The organism is Pseudomonas sp. N-1-13, from assembly GCF_057787095.1.
This window is the reverse complement of the sequence record NZ_JBYNRI010000001.1, coordinates 4590873-4599745: the sequence shown is the minus strand read 5'-3', so window position 1 is coordinate 4599745 and position 8873 is coordinate 4590873. Positions and strand designations below refer to the sequence as shown.

Genomic DNA, 8873 nt, shown 5'->3' with positions numbered 1-8873 from the left:
AGCACCTATGAAAGTTGCATCAGCACCCAATGACATGACCTGGCTTCAGGAATTCAGGCCTTATGTCAACGGCCAGCCGGTAAGGTGGCCTGACGTCGAGGTGGCTTCAGTCATCGGAGAGGTGTGCACGCTGACGTTGGATTATGAATACAGCTGGTTGATCGGCGATCCGCACGCCCGGATTCTTCTGGAATATAAACCGGGTGAAGAGACGCAGGGTTTGGTTTTCGATCCGCCGTTGGGGCAATTGGTGGCGATGGAGGCGGGGACTACCTCCTTGAGCTGGTCTATTTCTACAGACGAGGCGCAAGGCGGCACTTTTGTATTGCAGTTTGGGATGCCTTTAATTGAGGAAATGCCGAAGTCGCCGCCAGTACCAGGGAGAGTAGTGGATGTCGCGCAAGAGCTGAACGTTAAATTCGACGAGTTTGCGCTCACTTTTGGAGAGGGGGCCGCCTACCCTTGCCATGGTGCAAGCCACACTTTTACCGTTTGGCCTGAACCTTCCAGCTCGCTTCTGAATAAGCAGGTAAAGCTGGTGTGGGATGGCGAATCCGCCGTGAGTCTCGGTGTGGTGGTCACGCCTGCATTGGAGCGTGCCCAGTTATTGACTCTCGAGGGTGCCAGCTGGGAATTGAATTGCCTCAACACTACCCGGGATGGGAGTTTTTCCTTGCGCATGGAAGTCGTGGAGTCGGGCGTGACGACGGGGTCACTCGCTATGTCGTTGGGGCATAACCTGGTCAGGGCTGAGCGTTGGACAACGGGACCATTCCCGTCTTTTGATCCATTACTGGATTATTATCTAAAGCATATTCGTGCCATCTCCAGGTTCACGAATGAACCCGCAGCGGGCGTTCGAACACTGCTTAACGGAGCGCCCTACAATCGCACCAACGCTCAGGGCGAGGTCAGTGCGACGCAATTGGAGGGTGATAGCATGTCCTTGTCGATCGTCAATCGCTATGACGCAAGCCATGCCTGATATGCACGCTGATGGCCTACAAATTCCCCGCCTTCTTCCACCCCAGATACAACGTCACCAGCTCGGCCCCCAACTCCCCGGGCCGGGCTTGCAGCACCGCCACCCCATGGGCACTCAAGCGCTCATGCAGTTCGGCCCGGGCGTTCAAATAATCCACTGTCCCGCAATAGGTCAGGGCTTCGGGCAGGGTTTGCACCGGTGCCTGGCGTAAGCGGTCGAGTGCCTCTTCCCGCAGGCTCGCCACCAGAACCCGATGCTGTTGGCCCAGGCGTTTGACGGCGGCCAGCAGCTCCTCATCGTCTTCATCGCGAAGGTTGGTCACCAGCACCACCAGGGCTCGGCGCTTTTGCCGGGTCAGCAGTTGGGTGACGGCGGCCTGGTAGTCGGCCGGGCGTTGGCTGCTGTCCAGGTCGTACACGGTGTTGAGCAACACGTTGAGTTGACCGGTGCCTTTGACCGGTGCGAGGTAGCGTGGCTGTTCGCTGGCGAAGGTGCTCAGGCCCACGGCGTCACCCTGGCGCAGCGCGGTGTAGCTGAGCAGCAGGCAGGCGTTGAGAGCGTGGTCGAAGTGCGCCAGCTCGCCGTCCTGGCTGCGCATGCGCCGGCCACAATCGAGCATGAAGATGATCTGCTGGTCGCGCTCGTCTTCGTACTCCCGGGCAATCGGTGTGCGATGGCGGGCAGTGGCCTTCCAGTCGATCTGGCGCAGGCTGTCGCCTTCGCGAAATTCGCGCAGTTGATGAAACTCCTGCCCCTGGCCGCGCCGTTGGCGCTGGCGGATACCCAATTGGCTGAGCCAGTTGTCCACCGCCAGCAGTTGACCGTCGTAGAGCCTGGCGAAATCCGGGTAGACGCGGGTGTGGTCGAGGGCGTCCAGCAGACGTTTGCCGGCCCACAGGCCCAATGGGCTGGGCAGGCTGATTTCGCAGTGTTCAAAGCTGAAGTGACCGCGCTTGAGCGGGCGCAGGCGGTAGCCAACCTGGCTGTGTTGACCGGGTTGCAGCTCGACCGACAAGGGGAGGCTTTCGAAGTCCAGGCCGTCGGGGACGTGATCGAAGACCTGAACATTCAGCGGCTGCGCAAAGTCATGGCTGATCTGTAGTCGCACTTCGCTCCAGCGACCCAGTGCCAGGCTGCCGGGCATCTGCCGTTGCACCCGGGGCGAGGGCAAGCGCTTGAGGCGTACGGCATCAAGTATTGCCAGGGCCAAAAGGGCCAGCAGCAACCCCCAGTGGATCGACAGCAACATCGATGGAACCGCAACGCCCAGCGCCCGCAACGCGCCCAGCACGATGCCGAGGGCCAGCAGAATGGCGAGCCAGGTCAGCAGTAGGCGCGCGGGTTTCATGGGGGCGTTCCCTTGGAGAAGGTATTTGCTTTGGTAAAAGAGTTTGCCGCCAAGAGGTTTCCTGTGGCGAGGGAGCTTGCTCCCGCTGGACGCGTAGCGTCCCCTTGCGGTGTGCCAGGCAAAACCAGGGGGCTGCTTCGCAGCCCAGCGGGAGCAAGCTCCCTCGCCACAGAAAGCAGTCTTGCCTCAAGAAGTGCTCTTGGCACAGGCCGCCTCCTCACAACCGCGGCGCCGGCACTTGATCGAGCAGTTGCCCCAGCACCTGATCCACCGAAAGCCCTTCGATGTCCAGCTCCGGTGCCAGCCGCACCCGGTGGCGCAGCACGGCCAGGGCGCAGCCCTTGATGTCATCCGGCACCACGAACTCGCCGCCGCGCAACAATGCCCGGGCCCGGGCGCAGCGCACCAGGGCAATCGAGGCACGCGGCCCGGCGCCTAGGGTCAGGCCCGGCCAGCTGCGGGTGGTGCGGGCCAGGCGCACGGCGTAGTCGAGCACCTGATCGTCCATCGGCAGGTCACTGGCGATGCGTTGCAGCGCTTGCACGTCCTTGGCCTGCAACACCGTGCGCAACGGCTGTACATCGAGCATGTCGGCCCGGGTCGAACGGCTGACCTGACGGACCATGTTCAATTCCTGGTCGGCGTCGGGATAGTCCATGCGCACTTTGAGCATGAAACGGTCGAGCTCGGCTTCCGGCAGCGGGTAGGTGCCTTCCTGTTCGATCGGGTTCTGGGTGGCGAGCACCATGAACGGTTGGGCGATGGGCAAGGCGCGACCTTCGAGGGTGACCTGGCGTTCCTGCATGGCTTCGAGCAGCGCCGCCTGGGTCTTGGCCGGGGCGCGGTTGATTTCGTCGGCCAGCAGCAGGTTGGTAAACACCGGCCCCTTGCGCAGCTTGAACTGCTCGGTCTGCAAGTCGTACACCGCGTGCCCGGTGACGTCGCTGGGCATCAGGTCGGGGGTGAACTGGATGCGCGCGAATTCGCCGCCGAAACAGCGGGCCAGGGCGCGCACCAGCAGCGTCTTGCCCAATCCTGGAACCCCTTCGAGCAAGACGTGTCCGCCGGCGATCAGGGCCGTGAGCACATCGTCGATCACCGCGGCCTGGCCGACCACCGCCTTGTGCAGCTCGGTGCGAATAGCCTGGGCCAGTTGACTGGCGCGCTGGCGCTGTTGGGCGGCGTGGGTCTGGCCGCCGGCAGGTTCGTTCTCTTCAGTCATAAGGCATTCCTGAGGGTTTGCAGATGGGCGACCTGACGGCAGAACTCAGCGCTGGACATGCGCTGTTGCGGTCGGGGGCTTAAGGCCTGGCTGATGGTCCGCGTGGGTTGGCGGGTCAGACGGGCGAGCACTTGCCACTGTTCGGCCACGGCCAGTTGTTCGAAACCGGGATGCAGATGGCGTGCCCGGCGCAGCACGTCCTGTTGCAAGCTGTGCAGCAGATGCTGACGGCCATTGTGTCGTAGATGAAAACCGGCGCTGGCCTGCACGTGTTCCTCCAACTGGCGCCGCGCCTTGGGAGCCGGTTGTTGCAGCGGGCCCTGACGCACCGCCGAACGCCAGAGCCAGAGGGCGATCAAGGCCAGCAGCGCCACCAAGGCCTGGGGGAAATAACGCAGCAACAGGGCCAGCAAGTTGTCGTGGTCGATGTCATACAGCAGCGTCACGTGGGTGTCGGCGCTCAAATACCAGAGCAGCCAGGCGTTGTCGTATTGGTCGATATGGTCGTTCTTCCACAGCTCGGCGTCGGTGAGCACGGTGATTGAGCCCAGGCCGTGGTTGAGCTGCATCATGTGGGTCGCCAACGCGCTGTTGGCCCAGGCCTGGGCGAGGTTTTGCGGGTCTTCGAGGTGGAAATCGGTGTCGAAGCCGACATACGCGGGTGCTTCTTCGTCCTCCAGGTACAGCTTGGTCAGCTTGGGGTAGCGATCCTTGATGAGTTCGGGCTCCGGCGCCTTGAGGTCCTTGCTCAGGAATTGACGCAGGCGCACACGGTCCAGCAATAAGTCGCCGCTGCTGGCGGTACTGTTATCCCACAAGGCCTCAGCGACAAACAGCAATCGTCCACCGGCCTGGGCCCAGTTCATCAACTGATCGACTTCCCGTGGGGTCATGTGGGTGCGTTCACCCAACAACAGCAGGCTGCGCTGATCAGGCTCAAGGTTGGGCAGGACGTCCAGATTATTGGCGTGCTCGACGTTTATGCCCTGCCGGCGCAGGAAATGTTCGGCGGCCAGGTAGGGATTGGCCTGGGCCTCGGGGGAGGGGCCGTGATCGATGGTTTCCTGATAGGGCACGGCCTTCAGGAACAGGTAAATGCCCAACACGCACAACAGCGCGGCCACCCCGGCGCCGACCAACAGCCCTGCGCGGCGATTCATCGAGACGCCTCCGGCCCGAACAACCCGCGCCAGTCATCGCACAGTTGCTGTTGCAGATGGGGTGGCGGCGGGCGATGGCCGTATGCAATGTTTTGCCAGTGCTGAGTCAGGTGTTGGCTGAACGTCAGCAGGCGTTCATGCTCAAGCTGTTCGATGCGTTGCAGCACCTGGCCTTCGGTGTCGGCCGGTTTCAAGGGAAGCGCAAAGTCATGATGCAACCGGCTGAGCAAGGCCCGATACAGCAGCCCCAGGGCCTGGCGAGGGTCAGCGGCCCATAGTTGTTCCACGCTGGTGGCCACGTCGTCCGGCAGGCTTTCTTCGCGAATATCCAGACCGAACATCTGCGCCGGCACCGCTCGTGCCGCGGGTGGGCGTTTTGTCGATCGCAGATTCACCAAGGCCCTGAGCCTTTTCCGGTAGCGCCAGGCTAGCCAGGCAATCGCCGCCACCAGGCAGGCCCACAGTACGATCTGGATCAGTGCGGCGGCGATGTCGAAGCGTTGGCCGCTGATCCATTTGAACCATGCCTTGAGCCAGCCCGGCGCTTCGTCGGTCTCGGCCGATTCGGCGGTTTCTTCACCCAGGCGGTAGCGGGTGAGCGTTTCCGGGTTCTTGAACGGCGGAGCCTGGAGGATCGCCTTGATGCTGTCTCTGGAGGCTTCGCTGGTCAGGGGCTGGTTGAGCAGCCGCGGGCTGTCGGGGCCGGTGCTGTCTTCGGCGGCCCAGGCCGGCGGTGCCATCGGCAACAACAGCAGTGCCAGCAGCATCAGCGCGGGGGCAGTGCTGCTCAGGCGTTGGCGCAGGCGTCGGAACACCAGTTCAATGTCCCAGGCTTCGAGTATCGTGCGCCGGTTCAGGTAGAGGCTGAAACCGCAGGCGACATACACCGGCTCCCAGACGATCAGCAGCAGGGGATACAGCAGGTTGATCAGATGTTCGAGCCACAACCAGTCGTGCTCGGCGACGGCGATCAGCGTCTGCCAGTTCCATTGCAGTTCGACCTGCTGCGGCACGAGCAGGTAGAACAGGGCCATGAGGCCGAACCACAAGGCGATCTCCAGGTGGACGCCGATCACGGTCAGCCATTGCGCTGCGCCACGGTTGCGTTGCAGCAGCACCCGCAAGCGCTGTTCACGCGCCTCGCCGTCGAGTCCTTCGAGTTGCACCACGGGCATCAGGAAGCTGCGACTCAGGCTCAGCCGTCGCCAGGTCAGGCTTGCCAGCAACTGGGGCTTGAGCAGCGCGGGCCACTGACGCAAGGCCTGTTTCAGCGTCGGTGTTTCGCCGAACAGCGCCTTGGACAAAATGTACAGGGGCAAACGGTCAAAGGCCGGTTTCAACCACCAGAACAGGAACATCGCCAGAGAGGGCGAATCCCACAGCAGCAGGGACAACAGCGCAAACACCGGCAGCGTGATAACGGCCCAGCTGGTCATCAGCAAACGTCGATGCTGCTGGCTCATCAACACGCCCAGGTCCATGGCTTCCCAGGTGGTGCGCGGGCGGATGACCACGGTGGCATCACTCAGACGCATGGCGGGTCCGTCCGGCAAACACCAGATAACTGATCACCAGAAGCCACAACAAGGCGCCGACCGTGTATTTGGTCGCGGCTGTCACGGCGCTGGAGGACCAGTACGCTTCGATGAACGCGGCAATCAGCAGCAACAGCATCACGCCGCCGATCATCAGCACGCTTTTGCCGGCGGCGATCCGCAAGGCCTCGCCTCGGGTGAGGCGCCCCGGCGCGATCAACGCCCAGCCCAGTTGCAGGCCGGCGGCGCCGGCCAACGTGATGGCAGTGAGTTCGAAGGCGCCGTGGCCGATGACGAACGACCAGAACGTCCCACCCGAGCCGATCTGGGTCAGATGCCCGGCCACCGCACCAATGGTCAGGCCGTTGAAAAACAGGAAGAACGCGCTACCCAGGCCAAACATCAAGCCACTGGCGAATGTCTGAAAGGCGATGCCGATGTTGTGCATGATGTAGTAGCCGAACATGACCCAGTCCTGGCTGGCGGCCCGCTCGATCGAACGCCCCAGGTGCCCGCTGGCCGGGTCGTACATGCCACGTATCTGGCTGACTTCCTCGACGCTCAACAGGCTGTAGACCAGCTCGGGAAACAGATAGACCAGCAGCCCGATGCCGATCAGGCTACCCATGAACATCGCTCCGGCGGCCAGTACGAAACGCCATTGTTCCCGCACGAGTCGGGGGAAACCGGCCAGGATGAAAGTCGAAAGGCCGGTCGATGGCCGGCTGCGATCCCGATAGAGTTGCTGGTGACCGCGCAGCGCCAACTGCTGCAGCGTGTCGACCAGCAGGCTGCTGTAACCTCGTGCCTGGGCCAGCGCCAGATGCTGACAAAGCCTGCGGTAGGCAGGAGGAAAGTCTCTGCTTTGGGGCACGTTACGACTGCGCTCCAGTTGATCGAGTTGTCGGGACAGTCGGTCCCATTCGCCTTGGTGGCGGCTTTCGAACAGACTTTGTTTCATGTCGGCCCCAGCAGGCCACGGGCGATGCCATTGAGTTCGGCCACGGCTCTGGGGGCCTGGACGTTCAGTGGCGCGGCCAGGATGCTCGCCAGTTCGTTGACCCGCGCTTCGGACAGTTCAGCCTGGCGTTCAGCGAAACCCAGCACGGCGCGTTGCTCGTTCAGGCTCAGGGTAAAGGGCGGTCGTATCGACTGCGCCAGGGGCAGCGCGGGACGTTTGACCGGTTGCTCGCGATACACCACCAGGGTGCCGGCGGCCAGGTCTCCCAGGCGTTTGAAGGCAGGATGTTGCAGGCAACTGATTGCCCCGAAGGTGTAGCCGAAGGGTAGCATGTCGACAAAACGCAGCAGGTTGCGGATCAGTGAAGCGGACCAGCCGATAGGCCTGCCGTCGTCCTGCACCACTCGCAACCCCATGATCTGCTTGCCGGGGGAGCGCCCCTGGTTCAGCACCTCGAACAGCACCATGTACCACCAACTGACAACGAACAGCAGGATGGAGCCCAGGCCAATGCCCAGCTCACCAAAAAACGCCAGGATGATGAACACCAGCCCCAGGACCAGCCCGCGTATGCCCAGGTCGATGGCAAAGGCCAGCGCACGAGGCATCAACCCCGCCGGGCGCAGCGGCAGGTCGATGCCTTCGGGCGTTTCAACCTGATACCGCGTATCGAGTGGCGGGGGCAGCGTCGCGTTCCTTTGCAGTGCTGGTCTCTCGAGCATGGGCAACCTGAGTGATGGGCCGGTTTGAACGTTCAGTCTCGGTCCCGATGCTAGCAGTCTTCGTGCGGGCAAACGACATAACTATGTATGTCATTTCATGGCTTGCAACAGGATTCAGGGCCCGAACACAAAAGCAGAACCCCTATGGGAGCGAGCCTGCTCGCGATGACCACGGCACATTCAGCATTGCCGTTTCAGGCAGACCGCTATCGCGAGCAGGCTCGCTCCCACAGTTCTGATTGACGGTGTTCACGCATTTTGCACCCGCCACACATCCCCTGTGGGAGCGAGCCTGCTCGCGATGACGGCGGCACATTCAGCATTGCCGTTTCAGGCAGACCGCTATCGCGAGCAGGCTCGCTCCCACAGTTCTGATTGACGGTGTTCACGCATTTTGCACCCGCCACACATCCCTTGTGGGAGCGAGCCTGCTCGCGATGACCGCGGCACATTCAGCATTGCCGTTTCAGGCAGACCGCTATCGCGAGCAGGCTCGCTCCCACAGTTTTGATTGACGGTGTTCACGCATTTTGCACCCGCCACACATCCCTTGTGGGAGCGAGCCTGCTCGCGATGACCGCGGCACATTCAGCATTGCTGTTTCAGGCAGACCGCTATCGCGAGCAGGCTCGCTCCCACAGTTTTGATTGACGGTGTTCACGCATTTTGCACCCGCCACACATCCCTTGTGGGAGCGAGCCTGCTCGCGATGACCGCGGCACATTCAGCATTGCCGTTTCAGGCAGACCGCTATCGCGAGCAGGCTCGCTCCCACAGTTTTGATTGACGGTGTTCACGCATTTTGCACCCGCCACACATCCCTTGTGGGAGCGAGCCTGCTCGCGATGACCGCGGCACATTCAGCATTGCCGTTTCAGGCAGACCGCTATCGCGAGCAGGCTCGCTCCCACAGTTTTGATTGACGGTGTTCACGCATTTT

Annotated in this window: 7 protein-coding genes; 1 reads left to right on the top strand and 6 read right to left on the bottom strand. The window is 62.3% G+C overall.

Features of this window, described 5'->3' with window-relative positions; genetic code table 11:
- Positions 1-7: 7 nt before the first annotated feature.
- A complete protein-coding gene (locus tag AC3I65_RS20745) occupies positions 8-985 on the top strand; it encodes a hypothetical protein (RefSeq protein ID WP_107321961.1) in 978 nt (325 codons plus the stop codon).
- Positions 986-1001: 16 nt separating this feature from the next.
- Here the strand turns inward: AC3I65_RS20745 and AC3I65_RS20740 are convergent, their stop codons facing one another.
- The 6 genes from AC3I65_RS20740 to AC3I65_RS20715 all read right to left on the bottom strand — a co-directional run bounded on the left by AC3I65_RS20740 (position 1002) and on the right by AC3I65_RS20715 (position 7933).
- Positions 1002-2333: a DUF58 domain-containing protein gene (locus tag AC3I65_RS20740; protein ID WP_139049269.1), complete on the bottom strand. Its 1332-nt coding sequence runs from the start codon at positions 2331-2333 to the stop codon at positions 1002-1004.
- 217 nt (positions 2334-2550) lie between these two features.
- The gene (locus AC3I65_RS20735) at positions 2551-3555 is read right to left on the bottom strand and encodes an AAA family ATPase (RefSeq protein ID WP_047227100.1); all 1005 of its coding nucleotides are present in this window, start codon (positions 3553-3555) and stop codon (positions 2551-2553) included.
- Complete coding sequence (locus AC3I65_RS20730) at positions 3552-4715, bottom strand: DUF4350 domain-containing protein (protein ID WP_488524111.1); 1164 nt, start codon at positions 4713-4715, stop codon at positions 3552-3554. The genes AC3I65_RS20735 and AC3I65_RS20730 overlap by 4 nt, the downstream gene beginning before the upstream one ends.
- Positions 4712-6250 carry a DUF4129 domain-containing protein gene (locus AC3I65_RS20725; RefSeq protein WP_488524110.1) on the bottom strand — a complete coding sequence of 513 codons (1539 nt, stop codon included), beginning with the start codon at positions 6248-6250 and terminating at the stop codon, positions 4712-4714. The genes AC3I65_RS20730 and AC3I65_RS20725 overlap by 4 nt, the downstream gene beginning before the upstream one ends.
- Positions 6237-7211 carry a stage II sporulation protein M gene (locus AC3I65_RS20720; protein WP_419418202.1) on the bottom strand — a complete coding sequence of 325 codons (975 nt, stop codon included), beginning with the start codon at positions 7209-7211 and terminating at the stop codon, positions 6237-6239. The genes AC3I65_RS20725 and AC3I65_RS20720 overlap by 14 nt, the downstream gene beginning before the upstream one ends.
- Positions 7208-7933 (bottom strand): RDD family protein, encoded by a 726-nt coding sequence (locus tag AC3I65_RS20715; protein WP_322833886.1) that lies wholly within the window; start codon positions 7931-7933, stop codon positions 7208-7210. The genes AC3I65_RS20720 and AC3I65_RS20715 overlap by 4 nt, the downstream gene beginning before the upstream one ends.
- Between the last annotated feature and the right edge of the window lie 940 nt (positions 7934-8873).

Bases quoted from the DNA above. Each gene is read 5' to 3' on its own strand.
- AC3I65_RS20730 (WP_488524111.1), bottom strand. From the start codon at position 4,715: ATGAATCGCCGCGCAGGGCTGTTGGTCGGCGCCGGGGTGGCCGCGCTG.
- AC3I65_RS20725 (WP_488524110.1), bottom strand. From the start codon at position 6,250: ATGCGTCTGAGTGATGCCACCGTGGTCATCCGCCCGCGCACCACCTGG.
- AC3I65_RS20715 (WP_322833886.1), bottom strand. From the start codon at position 7,933: ATGCTCGAGAGACCAGCACTGCAAAGGAACGCGACGCTGCCCCCGCCA.
- AC3I65_RS20745 (WP_107321961.1), top strand. From the start codon at position 8: ATGAAAGTTGCATCAGCACCCAATGACATGACCTGGCTTCAGGAATTC.
- AC3I65_RS20740 (WP_139049269.1), bottom strand. From the start codon at position 2,333: ATGAAACCCGCGCGCCTACTGCTGACCTGGCTCGCCATTCTGCTGGCC.
- AC3I65_RS20720 (WP_419418202.1), bottom strand. From the start codon at position 7,211: ATGAAACAAAGTCTGTTCGAAAGCCGCCACCAAGGCGAATGGGACCGA.
- AC3I65_RS20735 (WP_047227100.1), bottom strand. From the start codon at position 3,555: ATGACTGAAGAGAACGAACCTGCCGGCGGCCAGACCCACGCCGCCCAA.